The organism is Pseudarthrobacter sp. RHLT1-30-1 (assembly GCF_059383415.1).
Genome location: NZ_JBWZCG010000030.1, coordinates 17781 through 36287, shown reverse-complemented (window position 1 = coordinate 36287; position 18507 = coordinate 17781). Strand labels below are relative to the sequence as shown.

At 67.9% G+C, this 18507-nt stretch carries 17 protein-coding genes; 16 read left to right on the top strand and 1 reads right to left on the bottom strand.

Going from position 1 to position 18507, the window contains the following annotated elements:
* Nucleotides 1-6: 6 nt before the first annotated feature.
* From ruvX to nusB, 9 genes are all read left to right on the top strand, one after another.
* The gene (gene ruvX / locus AC50YM_RS17710; RefSeq protein WP_494958258.1) at nucleotides 7-621 is read left to right on the top strand and encodes a Holliday junction resolvase RuvX; all 615 of its coding nucleotides are present in this window, start codon (nucleotides 7-9) and stop codon (nucleotides 619-621) included.
* Complete coding sequence (gene mltG, locus AC50YM_RS17705) at nucleotides 602-2386, top strand: endolytic transglycosylase MltG (protein ID WP_494958257.1); 1785 nt, start codon at nucleotides 602-604, stop codon at nucleotides 2384-2386. Before ruvX ends, mltG begins: the two co-directional genes overlap by 20 nt.
* Complete coding sequence (locus tag AC50YM_RS17700; protein WP_494958256.1) at nucleotides 2383-3306, top strand: shikimate dehydrogenase; 924 nt, start codon at nucleotides 2383-2385, stop codon at nucleotides 3304-3306. Before mltG ends, AC50YM_RS17700 begins: the two co-directional genes overlap by 4 nt.
* Nucleotides 3307-3332: 26 nt before the next feature.
* On the top strand, nucleotides 3333-4532 hold the full coding sequence (aroC, locus tag AC50YM_RS17695) for a chorismate synthase (protein WP_494958255.1): 1200 nt from the start codon (nucleotides 3333-3335) through the stop codon (nucleotides 4530-4532).
* Between the two features lie 113 nt (nucleotides 4533-4645).
* Nucleotides 4646-5188, top strand: coding sequence for a shikimate kinase (locus AC50YM_RS17690; RefSeq protein WP_494958274.1), 543 nt, complete (start codon nucleotides 4646-4648; stop codon nucleotides 5186-5188).
* Complete coding sequence (gene aroB / locus AC50YM_RS17685) at nucleotides 5185-6276, top strand: 3-dehydroquinate synthase (protein WP_494958254.1); 1092 nt, start codon at nucleotides 5185-5187, stop codon at nucleotides 6274-6276. The genes AC50YM_RS17690 and aroB overlap by 4 nt, the downstream gene beginning before the upstream one ends.
* Nucleotides 6276-6794, top strand: coding sequence for a tetratricopeptide repeat protein (locus AC50YM_RS17680; protein ID WP_494958253.1), 519 nt, complete (start codon nucleotides 6276-6278; stop codon nucleotides 6792-6794). The genes aroB and AC50YM_RS17680 overlap by 1 nt, the downstream gene beginning before the upstream one ends.
* 157 nt (nucleotides 6795-6951) lie before the next feature.
* Entirely contained in the window at nucleotides 6952-7515 is a 564-nt protein-coding gene (efp, locus tag AC50YM_RS17675) for an elongation factor P (protein WP_494958252.1), read from the top strand.
* Nucleotides 7515-7925, top strand: a complete 411-nt coding sequence (gene nusB, locus AC50YM_RS17670; protein WP_494958251.1) for a transcription antitermination factor NusB — start codon at nucleotides 7515-7517, stop codon at nucleotides 7923-7925. Before efp ends, nusB begins: the two co-directional genes overlap by 1 nt.
* A 170-nt stretch (nucleotides 7926-8095) precedes the next feature.
* Here the strand turns inward: nusB and AC50YM_RS17665 are convergent, their stop codons facing one another.
* Nucleotides 8096-9364 (bottom strand): PrsW family intramembrane metalloprotease, encoded by a 1269-nt coding sequence (locus tag AC50YM_RS17665; RefSeq protein ID WP_494958250.1) that lies wholly within the window; start codon nucleotides 9362-9364, stop codon nucleotides 8096-8098.
* A gap of 136 nt (nucleotides 9365-9500) precedes the next feature.
* On the opposite strand from AC50YM_RS17665, the gene pyrR reads away from it, so the two are divergent.
* From pyrR to pyrF, 7 genes are read left to right on the top strand one after another with little or no spacing between them, the layout of a single operon-like run.
* Nucleotides 9501-10100 (top strand): bifunctional pyr operon transcriptional regulator/uracil phosphoribosyltransferase PyrR, encoded by a 600-nt coding sequence (pyrR, locus tag AC50YM_RS17660; protein WP_494958249.1) that lies wholly within the window; start codon nucleotides 9501-9503, stop codon nucleotides 10098-10100.
* Nucleotides 10097-11155 carry an aspartate carbamoyltransferase catalytic subunit gene (locus AC50YM_RS17655; RefSeq protein ID WP_494958248.1) on the top strand — a complete coding sequence of 353 codons (1059 nt, stop codon included), beginning with the start codon at nucleotides 10097-10099 and terminating at the stop codon, nucleotides 11153-11155. Before pyrR ends, AC50YM_RS17655 begins: the two co-directional genes overlap by 4 nt.
* Nucleotides 11155-12528 carry a dihydroorotase gene (locus AC50YM_RS17650; RefSeq protein ID WP_494958247.1) on the top strand — a complete coding sequence of 458 codons (1374 nt, stop codon included), beginning with the start codon at nucleotides 11155-11157 and terminating at the stop codon, nucleotides 12526-12528. The genes AC50YM_RS17655 and AC50YM_RS17650 overlap by 1 nt, the downstream gene beginning before the upstream one ends.
* Nucleotides 12528-13046, top strand: a complete 519-nt coding sequence (locus AC50YM_RS17645) for a PH-like domain-containing protein (RefSeq protein ID WP_494958246.1) — start codon at nucleotides 12528-12530, stop codon at nucleotides 13044-13046. Before AC50YM_RS17650 ends, AC50YM_RS17645 begins: the two co-directional genes overlap by 1 nt.
* Nucleotides 13027-14277: a glutamine-hydrolyzing carbamoyl-phosphate synthase small subunit gene (carA, locus tag AC50YM_RS17640; RefSeq protein ID WP_494958245.1), complete on the top strand. Its 1251-nt coding sequence runs from the start codon at nucleotides 13027-13029 to the stop codon at nucleotides 14275-14277. The genes AC50YM_RS17645 and carA overlap by 20 nt, the downstream gene beginning before the upstream one ends.
* Nucleotides 14277-17648 carry a carbamoyl-phosphate synthase large subunit gene (gene carB / locus AC50YM_RS17635; RefSeq protein ID WP_494958244.1) on the top strand — a complete coding sequence of 1124 codons (3372 nt, stop codon included), beginning with the start codon at nucleotides 14277-14279 and terminating at the stop codon, nucleotides 17646-17648. The genes carA and carB overlap by 1 nt, the downstream gene beginning before the upstream one ends.
* Nucleotides 17641-18504, top strand: coding sequence for an orotidine-5'-phosphate decarboxylase (gene pyrF / locus AC50YM_RS17630; RefSeq protein WP_494958243.1), 864 nt, complete (start codon nucleotides 17641-17643; stop codon nucleotides 18502-18504). Before carB ends, pyrF begins: the two co-directional genes overlap by 8 nt.
* The last annotated feature ends 3 nt before the right edge of the window (nucleotides 18505-18507 follow it).

Sequence of the window (18507 nt, the reverse complement as noted above, 5' to 3'; positions counted from 1 at the left end):
CGAGCCATGAACGAAACTGCCGTGCCCGACGACTACCCCCAGGGCGTGAAACTCGGGGTGGACGTCGGCACGGTCCGGGTAGGCGTGGCGGTCTGCGACCGTGACGGCATCCTGGCAACACCCCTGCGGACCCTGGCACGGAACACGAAGAAGAACACCGACGTGCGGATCCTCGCGGAACTTGCAGTGGAACTCGGAGTGGTCGAGGTCTTTGTCGGCCTGCCGCGGACGATGAAGGGCGAGGAACACGCCTCGGCCCGGATGGCCACGGACTACGCAAAGCTACTGGCAGGTAAACTTGCCAAGTGTGGTTCCGAGGTCCCGGTACGGCTGGTCGATGAACGGCTGAGCACGGTCACGGCCCACCGGAACCTGCATGAAGCTGGCATGAGCTCCCGGAATCACCGTAAGGTGGTTGATCAGGTTGCGGCCGCAGGTATCCTGCAACATGCCATTGATATGCAAAGGGCCAGGGGGACGGAGGTCGGAAGCCGCGTATACGCGGAGTCCGCACCGGGGCCGACCGGGGATATCGTTCCGGCCACGCCTGTATTAGACCCACATTCTGCACAACGCATTTTGCCCAAACTGGAAGGCTACAGTGAGCCCGGTCAACAGTGACGACCCCGCCGGTGAGGCTTTCGGCGCCGACCGCCGACCGCTGACGCGTAAGGAGATCAGGGCCCAGGAGAAATACCAGGGAACCCAGGGTCACGACGTTATCCCGCCGCAGGCTTTCGAGACCGGCGAGGATCTCCCGGCCGAGCCGGCCAAGACCGCCGGCACGCCCGCGTTGCCGACGGCGGCCCCGACCGTGCATGAGGAACAAGTCCACGAAGAGTCCGCACACGAAGAGCAGATCCAGGATGCGCCCGCGCAGGAGTTGCCCGCACACGAAGAGCAGATCCACGATGTCCCCGCGCACGAGTTGTCCTCACACGAAGAGCAGATCCACGATGTGCCCGCGCACGAGTTGCCCGCGCACGAAGAGCAGTTTCACGAAGAGCCCGCGGCCGCGGAGCAGTTCCACGGTGGGGCGGGCCACGACGCGACGGTCCACGAAGTGCCCGAGCACGAGTACGCGGGCGGGATATTCCACCGAGACGCTGCCCATCCTGAGGCTGTCCACCACGACGCAGCCCACCATGAAGCCGAAGCGCCGGGCTACGAACCCGGCCACCACGCTGAAATCCACGGCGACCCCGCCGACGAAGCCCACTACGTTTACGACGACGCGGACGCCGGCCCGGCGGAATACCACCACGAGGAAGACGGCCGGGTTGTCCTGGCCGGAGGTTCAGCCATCCCCACTTCGAAGGGCCCTTCCAGGAAGGTCCGCCGCCGGCGCCGTTTCCTGGCGCTGCTGCTCACCCTGTCAGTCTTTATCGTGGCCCTCACCGTCGGCGCGCAGTTCCTGAAACCCCTCCTCGGCGGCGACACGCTGGCCGACTATCCGGGCCCCGGAACCGGCGAGGTTGTCATCACCGTGCCGCCAGGTGCCGGGCCAAAGTCCGTCGCAACCGAGCTGCAGGACAAGAAGGTGGTCGCGAACGCCGACACTTTCCTTCGGGATTTCCTGGCCTCCGGCGGGGCGCTGGCTCCCGGTGAATTCAGCATGCGCAATGAGATGAAGAATTCCGATGCCGTGGCCGTGCTCCTGAACCGGGACCAGGACAGGGTCATGTACTTCGCCCTGAGTGCCGGGCTCAGGATCGGGGAATCGCTCCAGGCGATCTCCGAGGGCACCGGCGTTCCGGTCGCCCAACTTAAGGCGCTCAGCGACTCGCCCGGGCAGTTCGGTGTGTCGGCCAGGGCTCAGAACCTCGAAGGTTTCCTGGCCCCCGGCGAGCACCGGTTCCCGCTCGGCACCCCTGCCAAGGAAGTCCTGAAAACTCTGGTGTCCAGCACCCAGGACGAACTCACGGCCCAGGGCGTTACGGATCCCGAGAAACAGTACGACGTCGTGACGGTCGCCAGCATCGTCCAGGCCGAAGGCGGCCAGGCGGAATACGGCGATGTTGCGGGCGCCATCTACAACCGGCTCAAGCCGGACAACATCGAGACGAACGGGCTGATCCAGTCCGACGCCACGGTCACCTATGGGCTCGGCATCAAGAGCTTCCACATCGACGAGGACCAGAAGGCCGACAAGTCCAACCCGTACAACACCTACGCGAACCAGGGCCTGCCGGTGGGCCCGATCGGCTCGCCGGGCAAGACGGCGATCGACGCCGCCGCCAAGCCCAAGACCAACGAATACCTCTACTGGGTGACAATCAACCTGGACACCAAGGAGACTTTGTTCTCCAAGACCCTGGCCGAGCACAACACGTACGTGGCCCGTTACAACACCTGGTGTGAGGCCAACCCCGGACGCTGCGTATGACGCTCCGGGCCGCCGTGCTGGGGCACCCGATCAGCCATTCGAAATCGCCGGCGCTGCACCGGGCCGCCTACGCGTATCTCGGCGTGGAGCTGGACTACACGGCGATCGACGTGACCGAGGAAGCGCTGCCGGCCTTTATGGGCCGGGTCCGGGAGGACGTCCGTCAGGGGAACGACTGGCGCGGGCTGTCGGTCACCATGCCGCTCAAGGCCGGCATGGCCCGCGAAGTGGACGAGGTGCGCGGCGTGGCCCGCGAGCTCGGGGTCGTGAACACGGTCGCGTTTGAGCCCCCGGCGCAGGGGGACAGTGCCGGTTCCACCCGGCTGGTCGGTTACAACACCGACGTCGCCGGAATCGTCAACGCGTTGCGCCATGCGGGTGCCGTGGCCGCACCCACCGGTGCCGTCCTGGGCGGAGGCGGGACCGCAGCCGCCGCCCTCGCAGCACTGAAGGAGCTGGGCGCGGCGGAGGCAACCATCTTTGTCCGCGATGTCAGCCGGGCAGCGGAAGCACGGGCTGCCGCCGTGGCTCTGGCCCTGCCGGTCCGGGTCCTCCCGCTCAGCGAAGCGGCCCCCGCCGTCGCCGCGGCCGACGTCGTGATCTCCACCCTGCCGCCCCGCGCGGCGGACCAGCTGGCCGACGAACTGGCTGAGCTCTTCGCCCGCCGCGGGGGCGGGCTCTCCCGGGCGGCCGTGCCAGGCCTGCCCGGGGTCCTGCTGGACGTCGCCTACGATCCGTGGCCCAGCAGGATCGCCGCCGCCTGGCAGCAGGCCGGCGGCACCGTGGTCCCCGGACTCGAGATGCTCATCTACCAGGCAGTGGAACAGGTCCGCCACTTCACCGGTCTGGGCGGGGCTGTACCCGCCGAAGTCATAGATGTGATGTGTGACGCAGTAGGGGCACCCCGACGGGTGTTCTAGCCGCCGTACATGGCAGGATGGAATTTATGTTGCGTTGGTTGACTGCCGGAGAATCCCATGGCCCGGCACTGGTCGGAATTATTGAAGGCGTGCCCGCCGGTGTGGAACTCACCAGCGCCCGGATCGCCGATTCGCTGGCCCGCCGCCGGCTCGGCTACGGCCGCGGCGCCCGGATGAAGTTTGAGCAGGACGTGGTCACGATCCTTGGCGGGGTCCGGCACGGCATCAGCCAGGGCGGTCCCATCGCCATCCAGGTTGGCAACACCGAGTGGCCCAAATGGGAACAGATCATGTCAGCCGATCCCGTCGACCCGGAAATCCTCGCCGACCAGGCCCGCAACGCCCCGCTGACCCGCCCCCGGCCCGGACACGCGGACTTCACCGGCATGCAGAAATACGGTTTCGACGAGGCGCGTCCCGTGCTGGAGCGCGCCAGCGCCCGCGAAACGGCAACCCGCGTGGCCCTCGGCACGGTCGCCTCCGCATTCCTCCGGCAGCTCGGCATCGAGCTGGTTTCTCATACGGTGTCGATCGCCAGCACGGCCGTCCCGGAAGGCCGGCCGCTGCCGGTCCCGTCCGACGTCCTCGCCCTCGACGCCGACCCGCTGCGCTGTTTCGACCGTGAGACCTCCGACGCCATGGTCGCCGAAGTCGACATCGCACACAAGGAAGGCGAAACCCTTGGCGGAGTCGTCGAGGTCCTCGCCTACGGGCTCCCGCCGGGACTGGGCAGCTACGTCCACTGGGACCGCCGCCTCGATTCACGGCTCGCTGCCGCCCTGATGGGCATCCAGGCCATCAAGGGCGTTGAGGTCGGCGACGGTTTCCTCACCGCTTCCCGCCGCGGCTCGGCGGCGCATGACGAGATTGTGAAAGACGCCACCGGCAAGATCATCCGCACGTCCAACCGTGCCGGCGGGATCGAAGGTGGCATGAGCATTGGCGACGTGCTCCGCGTCCGGGCCGCGATGAAGCCGATCGCCACCGTGCCCCGCGCCCTGAAGACGGTTGACGTCAGCACGGGCGAAGCTGCCAAGGCCCACCACCAGCGCTCCGACGTCTGTGCGGTCCCGGCCGCGGGCGTCGTCGCCGAGGCGATGGTGGCACTCGTCCTGGCCGAGGCAGTCACGGAAAAGTTCGGCGGCGATTCCGTGCAGGAAACCGCCCGCAACATCAAGGGTTACCTGGACAACATTCCGGCGTCCCTGGACTCGATCGGCCAGTAATGTCGGCTGAAATGCCGGCTGTGCCGGCCGCTAAGACTGCCCGGCACGTTGCGTTGACCCCGCCCGTGACCCCGCCCATTGCCTTGGCCAGGCCTGTTGCGTTGATCGGACCGATGGCGGTCGGCAAATCGGCGATCGGCCACCAGCTTTCCCACCTGCTGGGGGTCCCGTTCGTGGACACCGACGTTGTGGTGGTGGCGAACCACGGATCCATCGCGGAGATCTTCGCCAGCCGCGGGGAGAGCGCCTTCCGGGAGCTGGAAGCCAGAGCCGTGGCGCGGGCCATCGAAGATGCGCAGGGCAGCACGACGGTCATCTCGCTGGGCGGCGGCGCGGTGCTGGACTCCGGCACGCAGCAGCTGCTCGACCAATGTACCGTCGTCTACCTTGAGTGCGACGCGGACACCGTGGCGGGACGCATCGCCAGGAATTCGGGCCGGCCCCTGCTGGCCGCCGGAGACGCCATGGACCGGTGGAAGACGCTTTTCGCCACCCGCCGGCCGGTCTATGAGCGGCTGGCCGACCTGGTCATCGACGTGCGGCACGGATCTGTTCCCGACCTTGCACGCCGGATTGAAAATGCCCTGCGCGGCCACGCTGCCGGGGAAACCCCGGCCGTAACCACGCCAGCGGCGACAAAGGAAGTTGAAAAGTGAGCACTGAATCAACAGTCATCAAGGTCACCGGGCAGACGCCCGGCGAGAACTACGATGTCGTTGTGGGCCGCGGCCTGCTCGCCAGCCTGCCCGGGCTGCTGGGCGAGCGGGTCAAACGCGTCCTGGTCATCCACCCGCGTGCGCTCCGCCTCACCGGCGACACCGTCCGGGAAGAGCTCGCCAGCGCCGGGTTTACGGCCCTCACGGCCGAGATTCCCGACGCCGAGGAGGGCAAGCACATCGAGGTCGCCTCGTTCTGCTGGCAGGTGCTGGGCCAGAACGACTTCACCCGCTCGGACGCCGTCGTCGCCGTCGGAGGCGGCGCCGTGACTGACCTGGCGGGCTTCGTGGCCGCAACCTGGCTCCGCGGGGTCAAAGTCATCCACATGCCAACTTCCCTGCTCGGCATGGTCGATGCCGCCGTCGGGGGCAAGACCGGGATCAACACCGCCGAAGGCAAGAACCTCGTGGGGGCGTTCCACCCGCCCGCCGGTGTCCTCGCCGACCTCGACACCCTGGACACCCTGCCCAAGAACGAAATGATCTCCGGCATGGCAGAGGTGATCAAGTGCGGTTTCATCGCCGACCCCGCCATCCTGGCGCTGATCGAAAAAGATCCTGCCGCGGTCTCCGATCCCCGCTCGGACGCTGTCCGGGAACTGATCGAACGCGCCATCACGGTCAAGGCCAGGGTCGTCTCCAACGACCTTAAGGAAACCGGGCAGCGCGAAATCCTGAACTACGGCCACACCCTTGGCCACGCGATCGAGCTGGCCGAGCGTTACTCCTGGCGCCACGGCGCCGCCGTCTCCGTTGGGATGATGTTCGCCGCCGAACTGGCGCGCAGCGTGGGCCGCCTCAGCGACGCCGACGCCGACCGGCACCGCAGCATCCTCGAAAGCCTCGGCCTGCCCATCACCTACCGGCGCGACCGCTGGCAGGCCCTGCTCGACGGCATGCGGCGCGACAAGAAGTCCCGTGGCGACCTGTTGCGGTTTGTGGTCCTGGACGGCGTCGGACGCCCCGGCATCCTCGATGTCCCGGACACCTCCCTGCTGTTTGCCGCGTACCAGGAGATCGCCTCCTGATGCCCTTCATCACAGGCGGCACCAGCGACTGGCCGGATGCAGGGCTGAGCGGGATCAAGATCAACCCGGACACCCTGGTCCCGCAGATCGTCAACGAAGACGCCGTCGCCGCTGCACTGGCAGCCTCAACCGACCCCGGCGACCTGATCTTCGTGCGCCTCGTCGAGGGGCACCCGGCCGAAGCCGCCGAGCTGCTTGCCGAGGCCCGCTATAACGATCCGTCCTCGCTGCGCCTGCGGATTTTCGAAGCCGACGTCCTGCGGGTCTCGCACCGGGTGGACCGTGCGGTCGAACTGTTCCGCCAGCTTCTGGCGGAGACCCGCGGCACCCCGGACGAGGCCGACATCAGGCAGCTGCTTGGCCGGTCCTACTTCACCAGCGGCAACATTGCCGCCGCCGTCGAAAACTTCGCCAAGGCGCTGGACCTGCGCGTGGCCGGCTCCGCCGATGCGTCGCGCATCTACGCGTCCACGGTGGCGCTGCAGCGCGCCCGGCACGTGCTGGAAAACGACGGCTGAGGCGCTCCCGCCCGGGAACGTCCGGCAGCGGACCGACAATGCCGGTAGAATAGTTCTTGGCTTTTTGATAACTAAGGGCTGGCGGGCCGTTCGGCATGCTGGCCTGGCATAACCGGCTGGCAGCGAGAAGCCGCCAAAAACGAAACCAGAGGATACTGTGGCAACCACTAACGACATCAAGAACGGAACCGTCCTTAAGCTTGAGGGCCAGCTCTGGAACATCATTGAGTTCCAGCACGTCAAGCCCGGCAAGGGTGGCGCGTTCGTGCGCACCAAGATGCGCAACGTGATGTCCGGCAAGGTCGTTGATAAGACCTTCAACGCCGGACTCAAGATTGAGACCGCCACGGTCGACCGCCGCGACTACCAGTACCTGTACCAGGACGGTGCGGACTTCGTCTTCATGGACACCGCCGACTTCGACCAGCTCACCGTGTCCGGTGCCACCGTCGGTGACGCCACCAACTTCATGCTCGAGAACCAGATGGTCAACATCGCCATCCACGAGGGCAACCCGCTCTACATCGAACTGCCCCCGAGCGTCGTGCTCGAGATCACCTACACGGAGCCGGGCCTGCAGGGCGACCGCTCCTCGGCCGGCACCAAGCCCGCCACGCTCGAAACCGGCTATGAGATCCAGGTTCCGCTGTTCGTCGAGAACAACACCAAGGTCAAGGTCGACACCCGCGACGGCAGCTACCTCGGGCGGGTCAACGACTAGTGAGTGCACGCGGTAAGGCCCGTAACCGGGCCCTGGATGTTCTCTTCGAGGCGGAACAGCGTTCGGTGTCGGCATTCGATGTGCTGAAGTCCCGCCGGGAGCAGACGGACCAGATCGTCAACCCGTACACCCTCGAAATCGTTGAGGGCGTCGTCTCGCACCAGCCCGCGATCGACGAATTCCTGGAAACCTATTCGCAGGGCTGGACCCTGGAACGGATGCCCGCGGTGGACCGCATCATCCTGCGGATCGGCACCTGGGAGCTGCTCTACAACGAGGACGTTCCCGACGGCGTGGCCGTCAGCGAGGCTGTGGCCCTGGCCAAAACCCTCTCCACGGACGAGTCGCCGTCGTTCATCAACGGCCTGCTGGGCCGACTGCAGCAGCTGAAGCCTTCACTGCTCGCCTAGCGCACCGACGCTCAACTAAGAACCCCGCCCGGATCTGAACTGCTCCCCGAAAGTTGGACTGAGAAATCAGTTCTGACTTTTGGGGACCAGTTCAGATCATCCCGGCGGGGTTCTTTCGTGCTCCTGCCAGCCGACGGCGGCCCGGAGCGCGACTCTTTCGAGGTGCTCCGTCAGCCGACGACGGCGGCCCGGAGCGCGACTATTTCGCCGAGCTGGTGCCGCTCGTCGAGCTGGTGGACCGGCACGTCCCGGCCGCTGAGGATCCGCTGCCGGGTGAAGGCGAGCCGGGTGGCGGCGTGCAGCAGCGCTTTCATCTGGGGCCGCCGCCCGACGGATCCCGCCCAGCGGAGGGCGGCACGCCGTCCGCCGCCGGTGGAAAGCATGTCCACCTCGGCCGCGGTGAACCAGCCCGCCGCCGCGTATTCCGTGAGCCGCTGACGGGTGAGCCGGCGCTCCGCGACCCGCAGCAGCACGATGACCAGCACCGCCAGCAGGAAGGTCGGCACCTGCACCAGCAGGTACTGGGCCAGGAAGTTCTGACCCATGCTGTTCCAGCCGCTGTGCAGCAGCATCGCGGGAATGAGGCCGACGCCGAACGCCAGCACGGACAGCCCGTTGTGCCAGCGGCGCGCGGCGAGGCCCAGAATCAGCCCGGTCGTGCCGGTGAAAATGGCGTGCGCGAACGGCGACATGACCCCGCGGAGGAAGAACACCACCGCGAGGTCGGTGCCCGGCTCGCTCGAGGTCGCGATGGCGCGGCCGAAGTACAGGATGTTTTCGGTAAACGCGAAGCCTGCGGCGATCGTGAACGCGAACACCACCCCGTCGACCGGCCCGTCGAAGTGTTTCCGGGCGAAGAGCAACAGCAGCAACAGCCCCAGCGACTTGGCGAATTCCTCCACCACCGGCGCCTGGACCGTGACGGCGAAGGTCGTATAGTCCAGCCCGGAGGCCGGCCCGGCCAGCAGCGAGAAATAGGGCTGGAGCAGCATCGTCACCGCAATCGAGACGACGGCTCCCCAGCCGAACGCGAAGAGCAGCAGCGGCTTGGGTTCCGGCTCCCAGCGGTCGATGAAGCGCACGGTCAGCAGCACGGTTCCCAGCGGAACCAGCGAAGCGGCGAAGCCGATCACGAATCCGGACACCCCGGTGCTGCCCAGCAGGAAAGGCAGGACCAGGAACAGGCTGAAGAACACGAGCAAGCCCCCGGCCACCACGAGCCCCAGGAAGCCGGCGGAGCCGCGGCGGGCCGGGAGCACCGGAAGGGCGGGCAGGGGTGGCTGCCGGAACGGGCCGCCGTCGTGAGCCGGAGCCGGCCGGTAGTTCTCCGGCCGGAGCTGACCCAGCCAGGTCGGGTTGGCCTGCTGTGGCAGCGGCCGCCAGCCACCGGGGGAGGTGCCCGGGCGGTCCTGCCGCGGCTCCGGCTCATTCGTCGTCATGGTCCCGAGCCTATGTCCGTGTGAGCTTAAACGCATGTCCGCGGCACGGGGTCGCAGGGGCCGCTGTGGTAATTTGGGAGCGCAAACAATCCTTTTTTAATTCCGTCCCGTGAGGCGGGGAAAGGGGAGACGAGCGTTGACTTCTGTTCCAGAAGCACCGGTTCCGGCCAAGGTTGTACTCACCCGAGTGGTACTCAACCAGGCGGACATCGACCGTGCACTCACTCGTATCGCCCATGAGATCCTCGAGTCCAACAAGGGCTCCCAGGACCTGGTCCTGCTCGGCATCCCGCGGCGAGGCTACCCCCTCGCCGTCCGGCTTGCCGCCAAGATTGCCGCCGCCGATCCCACCGTGGATCCCGCCGCGATCGTGGGCCAACTGGATGTGACCATGTTCCGCGACGACCTCTCGCACCAGGCCATGCGCCCGCCGTACCCCACCCAGCTGCCGCGCACCGGCATCGACAACAAAGTGGTGGTGCTGATCGACGACGTCCTGTACTCCGGGCGGACCATCCGGGCCGCGCTGGACGCGATCATCGACCTGGGCAGGCCCCGCATCGTCCGCCTCGCCGTGCTGATCGACCGCGGCCACCGTGAACTCCCCATCCGCGCGGACCACGTCGGCAAGAACCTCCCCACCTCATCGGCCGAGAAGGTCCGGGTCCGGCTCGAGGAAACCGACACCGTCGACGGCAGCCCCGTCAACGAAGTAGTCATCGAGGCCACCGCGTGAAGCACCTGCTCTCCACCGAAGACCTGAGCCTGTCCAACGCCATCCGCATCCTCGACACCGCCGAGGAAATGGCGGCCGTGGGGGAGCGCGAGGTCAAGAAGCTCCCCACCCTGCGGGGCCGGACCGTGGTGAACCTTTTCTTCGAGGACTCCACCCGCACCCGCATCTCCTTCGAAGCCGCCGCCAAACGGCTCTCCGCCGACGTGATCAACTTCGCGGCGAAGGGCTCCTCAGTCTCCAAGGGTGAATCGCTCAAGGACACCGCCCAGACGCTCTCGGCGATGGGGGCCGACGCCGTGGTCATCCGCCACTGGGCCTCCGGCGCCCCGCACCGGCTCGCTGCCACGGACTGGATCGACGCCGCGGTCATCAACGCCGGCGACGGCACCCACGAACACCCCACCCAGGCGCTGCTGGACGCCTTCACGATGCGCCGGCACTGGTCGAAGCTGGCCGGCACCCCGTCCGCGGGCGCGGACCTCACCGGCATGCGGGTGGCGATCGCCGGGGACGTGCTGCACTCCCGGGTGGCCCGCTCCAACGTCTGGCTGCTGCGCACCCTCGGTGCCGAAGTCACCCTGGTCGCGCCGCCGACGCTGCTGCCGATCGGCGTCGAAAAGTGGCCGTGCAGCGTCAGCTACGACCTCGACGAGACACTTGCCCGGGGCGTGGACGCGGTCATGATGCTCCGCGTGCAGGGCGAGCGGATGAACGCCTCCTTCTTCCCCACCACGCGCGAATACTCGCGCCGCTGGGGCTTCGACGACAACCGGCTCCGCGCCCTGGACAGCCTGGGTTTGAAGGACACCATCATCATGCATCCCGGTCCGATGAACCGTGGACTGGAGATCTCCTCGGCCGCGGCCGACTCGACGCGCTCCACGGTCCTGGCTCAGGTCCGCAACGGTGTGTCCATCCGGATGGCGGCGCTCTATCTGCTGCTCTCCGGCGACACCCGCGAACCGGCCGGCCGCGGCAGCTCCGGCAATTCAAGTTCCAGCCCTTCCAGCTCCGCAGAGAACACCTCCGCCCACGTCACCAAGGAGAGCCACTGATGGCATCACAGCAATCGGACGCCGGCGCCGGCGCCTACCTGATCCGCGGCGCCGCCATCCTCGGCGGAGCCCCTGAAGACCTCCTGATCCGGGACGGCATCATCGCCGAACGCGGCCAGAACCTCGCCGCCGACGGCGCGACCGTCATCGAGGCCGCCGGCCTTGTGGCCCTGCCCGGCATGGTGGACATCCACACCCACCTGCGCGAACCCGGCCGCGAAGACGCCGAAACGGTTGAGACCGGCACCCGCGCCGCGGCCCTGGGTGGCTACACCGCCGTGCACGCGATGGCGAACAGCACCCCGGTGGCGGACACCGCCGGCGTCGTCGAACAGGTCCTCACCCTGGGCCGCACCGCCGGCTGGGTGGACGTCCGCCCGGTGGGCGCCGTCACCGTCGGCCTCGCGGGGGAGCAGCTCGCCGAACTCGGCGCAATGGCCGACTCCCGCGCGCATGTCCGGGTCTTCTCCGACGACGGCATCTGCGTGCACGACCCCGTTCTGATGCGCCGCGCGCTGGAATACGTCAAGGCGTTCGACGGCGTCGTGGCCCAGCACGCGCAGGAACCCCGGCTCACCGCCGGCGCGCAGATGAACGAAGGCGAGGTCTCCGCGGTCCTCGGCCTCACCGGCTGGCCCGCCGTCGCCGAGGAAAGCATCATCGCACGCGACGTCCTGCTCGCCCAGCACGTCGGTTCCCGGCTGCACGTCTGCCACGTCTCCACCGCCGGGTCCGTGGAGATCATCCGCTGGGCCAAGTCCCGCGGCGTGAACGTCACGGCCGAGGTCACCCCGCACCACCTCTGGCTTACCGACGAACTCGCCCGCAGCTACGACCCGGTCTACAAGGTCAACCCGCCGCTGCGCACCGACGCCGACGTCCAGGCCCTGCGCGCCGCGCTGGCCGACGGCACGATCGACGTCGTGGGCACCGACCACGCCCCGCACCCGAGCGAGCACAAGGAGTGCGAGTGGGCCCAGGCCGCCATGGGCATGACCGGGCTGGAAACCGCGCTTTCGGTCGTGCAGCACACTATGATCGAAACCGGGCTGATGGGCTGGGCCGACTTCGCCCGGGTCACCTCCACCGCTCCGGCGGCGATCGGCCGGGTCGCTGACCAGGGCCGCCCGCTCGAGGCCGGCGAACCCGCCAACGTCACACTGGTGGACCCGGCTGCGCGGTGGACCGTGGACCCTTCTAAGATGGCAACCATGGGCCGTAACTCTCCGTTTGCCGGCCGGGAACTTCCCGGCAAGGTGGTGGCGACCTTCTTCAAGGGCCACCCCACCGTCCTGGACGGCAAACTCAACACCCCGTACCGCTGGCTCCCGGAGGCAACAGCGTCGCCCGGCACACCGGCAGGCAGCAACTGATGGTCAAGGAACTCTCGTTGCTGCTGGTCCTGGTCATGGTCGGCGTCGCGCTGGCCCTGATCTGGCTTGGCTGGCGGAACCGGCTGCGCCGCCAGGCCGACGTCGACCCGCTGCCGGAGATTCCGGCCGGGCTGGGCGCGGCGCTGGCCGTCGCCGACGGGCAGTACGTCGCCTCCACCACCGCCGGTGACTGGCTGGACCGGATCGCCGTGCACAATCTGGGCATCCGCACCAACGCCGAACTGAGCGTCCACCCGGAGGGTGTGCTCTTCGACCGCGCCGGCGCAGGTCCGGTCTTCATCCCCGCGGACCGGCTCACCGGCGTCCGGCAGGAAAGCGGCATGGCCGGAAAGTTCGTCGAAAAGGACGGACTGCTGGTGCTCAGCTGGATGCTCGGCAGCCGCGAACTGGATTCCGGCTTCCGCACCCGGCACGCCGACGACAAAACCCTCCTCCTCAACGCCCTGCAAAATTTGATCCCCGCGGCCCCCCAGGCCGATGCCGATAGTGGAAAGTAACGACGTGACGGACTCCAACGAAGTTTCAAAAGATACATTTTCAACAACCGCGGCAGCATCCACGCCGGCAGCACTCGTGCTCGAAGACGGCCGGATCTTCCGCGGCACCAGCTACGGCGCCACCGGAACAGCCCTCGGCGAGGCCGTGTTCGCGACCGGCATGACCGGCTACCAGGAAACCATCACGGACCCCTCCTACGCCCGCCAGCTCGTGGTCCAGACCGCCCCGCACATCGGCAACACCGGTGTGAACAAGGACGACGCCGAGTCCCGGCGGATCTGGGTGGCCGGCTACATTGTCCGCGACGCCGCCCGCCGCCCCTCCAACTGGCGCTCCGAACGGTCGCTGGACGATGAGCTGGTCGAGCAGGGCATCGTCGGCATCCAGGGCGTGGATACCCGGGCGATCACCCGCCACCTGCGCGAGCACAAGACCATGCGCGCCGGCATCTTCTCCGGTGACGCCGTCCGCGCCACCGACCAGGAACTCGTGGACACCGTCCTGGCGAGTGCCCCGATGGAAGGCTCACGCCTGGCCGAGGAAGTCAGCGTCGGCGAGGCCTACACCGTGGAACCCAAGGACTGGGGCTGGGACGGCGAACCGCGGTTCAGCATCGCCGCGATCGACCTCGGCATCAAGCGGATGACCCCCATCCGGTTCGCTGAGCGCGGCGTCCGGGTACACGTGCTGCCCGCCACGGCGACCCTCGCCGATGTCCAGGCCGTCAACCCCGACGGCTTCTTTATGTCCAACGGCCCGGGCGACCCGGCGACCGCCGACAACCAGGTCAAGCTGCTCCGCGCGGTCCTGGACGAGAAGATCCCCTACTTCGGCATCTGCTTCGGCAACCAGATCCTGGGCCGTGCGCTGGGCTTCGGGACCTACAAGCTGCGATATGGCCACCGCGGCATCAACCAGCCAGTGATGGACCGCCGCACCGGCAAGGTGGAGATCACCTCGCAGAACCACGGCTTCGCCGTCGACGCCCCGCTCGAGGGCGCAACGCAGGCCCCCGAGGAACGCTTCGGCCGCGTCGAGGTCAGCCATGTGAGCCTGAACGACGACGTCGTCGAGGGCCTGTCCTGCCTGGACATCCCGGCCTTCTCGGTCCAGTACCACCCCGAGGCCGCCGCCGGCCCGCACGACGCCGCGTACCTCTTCGACCGCTTCATCGAGCTGATGGCGGACACCAAAATTTCCACCGAATCCAAGACTGAGGACACGAAGTAATGCCCAAGAGAACTGACCTTAAGAGCGTCCTGGTCATCGGTTCCGGCCCGATCGTGATCGGCCAGGCCGCCGAATTCGACTACTCCGGCACCCAGGCACTGCGTGTCCTCAAGGAGGAAGGCCTCCGCGTCATCCTCGTCAACTCCAACCCGGCCACCATCATGACCGACCCCGAGTTCGCGGACGCCACCTACATCGAGCCGATCACCCCCGAGGTCGTCGAGAAGATCATCGCCAAGGAACGCCCGGACGCGCTGCTGCCCACGCTGGGTGGACAGACCGCACTGAACACCGCCATCGCGCTGGACAAGAACGGCGTGCTGGAGAAGTACAACGTGGAGCTGATCGGCGCCAACATCGCCGCCATCGAGCTCGGCGAGGACCGCGAAAAGTTCAAGGGCGTGGTGGAACGCTGCGGCGCCGAATCGGCCCGCAGCCACATCATCCACACCATCGACGAGGCCATCACCGCGGCCGAGGACCTCGGCTACCCGATGGTGGTCCGGCCCTCCTTCACCATGGGCGGGCTCGGCTCCGGACTCGCCTATGACGAGAACGACCTCCGCCGGATCGTCGGCCAGGGCCTGCAGTACAGCCCCACGTCCGAAGTGCTGCTCGAAGAGAGCATCCTGGGCTGGAAGGAATACGAGCTCGAGATGATGCGCGACAAAAACGACAACGTCGTGGTCGTCTGCTCCATCGAGAACTTCGACCCGGTGGGCGTGCACACCGGCGACTCGATCACCGTCGCGCCGGCCCTGACCCTGACCGACCGCGAATACCAGCGCCTGCGCGACATCTCCATCGCCGTCATCCGCGAAGTCGGCGTCGACACCGGCGGCTGCAACATCCAGTTCGCCGTCGAGCCCGACACCGGCCGTGTGATCGTGATCGAGATGAACCCGCGCGTCTCCCGCTCCTCCGCGCTGGCCTCCAAGGCCACCGGCTTCGCGATCGCCAAGATCGCCACCAAACTCTCGCTCGGCTACACCCTGGACGAGATCCCGAACGACATCACGCAGAAGACCCCGGCCTCCTTCGAGCCGACCCTGGACTACGTTGTGGTGAAGGTCCCACGCTTCGCCTTCGAGAAGTTCCCGGCCGCCGACCCCACGCTGACCACCACCATGAAGTCGGTGGGCGAGGCCATGGCCATGGGCCGGAACTTCACCGAGGCACTGCAGAAAGCGCTGCGTTCGCTCGAACAGAAGGGCTCGCAGCTGGACTTCAGCCACGTCCCGGAATGGGAAGTCCCGGAGCTGATCGAGAAGTCCAAGCGGCCCACCACGGACCGGCTGCACCAGGTCCAGCGCGCCATGCTGGGCGGCGCCACCGTGGAGCAGCTCTTCGAGGCGACGAAGATCGACCCCTGGTACCTGGACCAGCTCCAGCTCCTCAACGAGATCTCGCTCGAAATCCGCAAGGCTGCCGCGCTGACCCCGGAGATGCTCAAGCGCGCAAAACGCCACGGCTTCTCCGACGAGCAGATCGGTGCGCTGACGCACAATTCCGAGGACGTCGTCCGCGGCGTCCGGCAGGCCCTCGGCATCCGTCCGGTCTACAAGACCGTGGACACCTGCGCCGCCGAGTTCGCCGCGTACACGCCCTACCACTACTCCTCCTACGATGAGGAGGACGAGGTGGCGCTGCACGCCAAACCGTCCATCATCATCCTCGGCTCCGGCCCGAACCGGATCGGCCAGGGCATTGAGTTCGACTACTCCTGCGTGCACGCCTCGATGGCGCTGCGCAAGGCCGGCTACGAGACCGTGATGGTTAACTGCAACCCCGAGACCGTCTCCACGGACTACGACGTCTCCACCCGGCTGTACTTCGAGCCGCTCACGCTGGAGGACGTCCTTGAGGTCATCGCGGCCGAGGAACGCACCGGCGGCGTGATGGGTGTCTTCGTCCAGCTCGGCGGCCAGACCCCGCTCAAGCTCGCCCAGCAGCTCGCCGACGCCGGCGTGCCGATCCTCGGTACCTCCCCGGAAGCGATCGACCTCGCCGAGCACCGCGGCGCCTTCTCCCAGGTGCTCGACCGGGCCGGGCTGATCTCGCCGAAGAACGGCACCGCCGTGTCCTTCGAGGACGCCAAGAAGATCGCCGACGAGATCGGCTACCCGGTCCTGGTCCGCCCGTCCTACGTGCTCGGCGGCCGCGGCATGGAGATCGTCTACGACGAGCCCAACCTCTCCCGCTACATCGCCAACGCCACCGAAATCACCCCGGACCACCCGGTGCTGATCGACCGGTTCCTCGAGGACGCCGTCGAAATCGACGTCGACGCCCTCTACGACGGCACCGAGATGTACCTCGGCGGCATCATGGAGCACATCGAGGAGGCCGGCATCCACTCCGGCGACTCGGCCTGTGTCCTGCCGCCCATCACGCTGGGCAACAACGTGCTGGACCGGGTCCGGGCCGGCACGCTGGCGATCGCCGAGGGCGTGGGTGTCCGCGGCCTGATCAACATCCAGTTCGCCCTCGCCTCCGACGTGCTCTACGTCCTCGAAGCCAACCCGCGGGCCTCCCGCACGGTCCCGTTCGTCTCCAAGGCCACCGGCGTGCAGATGGCGAAGGCGGCGGCCCTGATCGGCACCGGGGTCACGATCCAGCAGCTCCGCACCGCCTACAAGATGCTGCCGGAAACCGGCGACGGCTCCACGCTGCCGCTGGACGCCCCGGTTTCGGTCAAGGAAGCGGTGCTGCCGTTCAGCCGCTTCCGCACCCCCGAAGGCAAGGTGGTGGACTCGCTGCTCGGGCCGGAAATGCGCTCCACCGGCGAGGTCATGGGCATCGACAAGCACTTCGACACCGCCTTCGCCAAGAGCCAGGCCGCCGCGAACAACGCGCTGCCCAAAGAGGGCAAGATCTTCGTGTCCGTGGCCAACCGGGACAAGCGCTCGGTCATCATGGGCGTCAAGCGGCTCGTCGACCTCGGCTTCGAGATCGTCTCCACCGGCGGCACCGCCGATGTGCTGCGCCGCAACGGCATCCAGGCCACGCCGGTCCGGAAGGTCGCCGAGGGCTCCAGCGCCGAGGGTGAGGGCACCATCGAGGACCTGATCGTCGCCGGTGAAATCGACATGGTCTTCAACACGCCCTCGGGCGGCGAAGCCCGCAGCGACGGCTACGCACTGCGCGCCGCGGCGACGTCGATCGGCATCCCCTGCATCACGACCGTTGCCGAGTTCAACGCCGCCGTCCAGGCGATCGAGGCGCAGCGCACCTACGAGTGGTCGGTCACCAGCCTGCAGGAGCACGCGGCTGCACTGTTTGCCTCGCAGGAACGCGTCTCACAGGCTGCAGATGCCCAGTCCGCGGACTCGCAGAGCCCAGCCACGCAGAACGCAGCCACGCATGCCTGAGGCTCCCACCCCGCCCGCCGGCCGGGAGTCGTTCGGCTCCCGGCTGGGCCGGGCCATGGCGGACCTCGGTCCGCTGTGCGTGGGGATTGATCCGCACCCGGCGCTGCTGCACAGCTGGGGCCTGAACGACGACGTCGCCGGGCTGGAGCGTTTCTCGCTCACTGTCCTGGAGGCGGTAGCTTCGCTGGCTGCCGCGGTTAAACCGCAGGTGGCACTGTATGAGCGGCACGGCTCGGCCGGCCTAGCCGTGCTGGAACGCACCCTCGCCGCGGCGGCGGAGGCCTCGGTGCTGAGCGTTGCCGACGCGAAGCGCGGCGACATCGGCTCCACCATGGCCGCCTACGCCGACGCATGGCTGAGGGACGGTTCTGCCCTGGCTGCCGATTCGGTCACGCTGAGCCCGTACCTGGGTTTCGAGTCGCTCCGGCCCGCCCTGGACCTCGCGGCGGAGTCCGGCCGCGGCGTCTTTGTCCTGGCGCTGACGTCGAACCCGGAGGGCGCCTCTGTCCAGCACGTTGGCGGGGCGGACTCCGTCGCGCGCAGGATTGTCCAGGCGGCAGCCGCGGAGAACCGGCGGTATGCCGGGGAGCTGGGGTCCACCGGACTCGTCGTCGGCGCGACCGTCGGCTCGGCGCTCACGGACCTTGGTCTGGACCTCGCCGCGGTGCGCGGCCCGATCCTCGCCCCGGGCCTGGGGGCGCAGGGTGCCACGGCAGCGGACCTGCGCCGCACCTTCGGCAGCGCCTACGGCCAGGTGCTGGGCACTTCCAGCCGGGACATCCTCGGCGCCGGACCGGGGATCCAGGCCCTGCGGGACGCCGCCCAGCGGACTCTCGAGTCCCTCCGCGCGGCCTAGGGG

Excerpts from the sequence above, each read along its gene's own strand:
- aroC (WP_494958255.1), top strand. The coding sequence starts at position 3,333 with ATGTTGCGTTGGTTGACTGCCGGAGAATCCCATGGCCCGGCACTGGTC.
- AC50YM_RS17700 (WP_494958256.1), top strand. The coding sequence starts at position 2,383 with ATGACGCTCCGGGCCGCCGTGCTGGGGCACCCGATCAGCCATTCGAAA.
- AC50YM_RS17680 (WP_494958253.1), top strand. The coding sequence starts at position 6,276 with ATGCCCTTCATCACAGGCGGCACCAGCGACTGGCCGGATGCAGGGCTG.
- carB (WP_494958244.1), top strand. The coding sequence starts at position 14,277 with ATGCCCAAGAGAACTGACCTTAAGAGCGTCCTGGTCATCGGTTCCGGC.
- AC50YM_RS17690 (WP_494958274.1), top strand. The coding sequence starts at position 4,646 with ATGGCGGTCGGCAAATCGGCGATCGGCCACCAGCTTTCCCACCTGCTG.
- carA (WP_494958245.1), top strand. The coding sequence starts at position 13,027 with ATGCCGATAGTGGAAAGTAACGACGTGACGGACTCCAACGAAGTTTCA.
- AC50YM_RS17645 (WP_494958246.1), top strand. The coding sequence starts at position 12,528 with ATGGTCAAGGAACTCTCGTTGCTGCTGGTCCTGGTCATGGTCGGCGTC.
- AC50YM_RS17665 (WP_494958250.1), bottom strand. The coding sequence starts at position 9,364 with ATGACGACGAATGAGCCGGAGCCGCGGCAGGACCGCCCGGGCACCTCC.
- pyrF (WP_494958243.1), top strand. The coding sequence starts at position 17,641 with ATGCCTGAGGCTCCCACCCCGCCCGCCGGCCGGGAGTCGTTCGGCTCC.
- ruvX (WP_494958258.1), top strand. The coding sequence starts at position 7 with ATGAACGAAACTGCCGTGCCCGACGACTACCCCCAGGGCGTGAAACTC.
- AC50YM_RS17650 (WP_494958247.1), top strand. The coding sequence starts at position 11,155 with ATGGCATCACAGCAATCGGACGCCGGCGCCGGCGCCTACCTGATCCGC.